Source organism: Streptomyces griseoflavus, from assembly GCF_014649995.1.
Taxonomy (GTDB): domain Bacteria; phylum Actinomycetota; class Actinomycetes; order Streptomycetales; family Streptomycetaceae; genus Streptomyces; species Streptomyces griseoflavus.
On record NZ_BMUC01000063.1, the window covers coordinates 1 to 503 of the forward strand.

Sequence of the window (503 nt, forward strand, 5' to 3'; positions counted from 1 at the left end):
CTGCGGTCCCGCACCGGGACCACCGACCGCTCGAAGCGGTTCTCCTTCCACGCGGTCGCCGCCCGCTCCTGCGACAGGGCCGCGTACTCGTCCACGTCCCGCCGGGAGAAGCCCTCGATGGTCGCGATCAGGTCCGCCCCGATGCCCTGCGGGACGAAGTCGACGGCGAGGTTCGTCATCGGGTCGTTGAACCAGGCGCCGCCGTCGGAGGCCATGGGGACGCGGGACATGGACTCCACACCGCCCGCGAGGACCAGGTCCTCCCAGCCCGAACGGACCTTCATGGCCGCGAGGTTGACGGCCTCCAGACCCGAGGCGCAGAAGCGGTTCTCCTGAACACCGGCCACCGTGTCCGGCAGCCCCGCCGCGATCGCGGCGATACGGGCGATGTCGGAACCCTGGTCACCGACCGGCCCGACGACACCCAGGACGATGTCGTCCACGGCCGCCGGGTCCAGACCGGGAAAACGGTCACGGATCTCGTGGATCAGCCCGACCACCAG

The 503-nt window shown here is 70.8% G+C and carries 1 protein-coding gene; it reads right to left on the minus strand.

The features are described 5' to 3' along the window. Positions 1 to 503: thiolase family protein (locus IE172_RS34245; protein WP_268253504.1), on the minus strand; the 503-nt coding region annotated here is incomplete at both ends.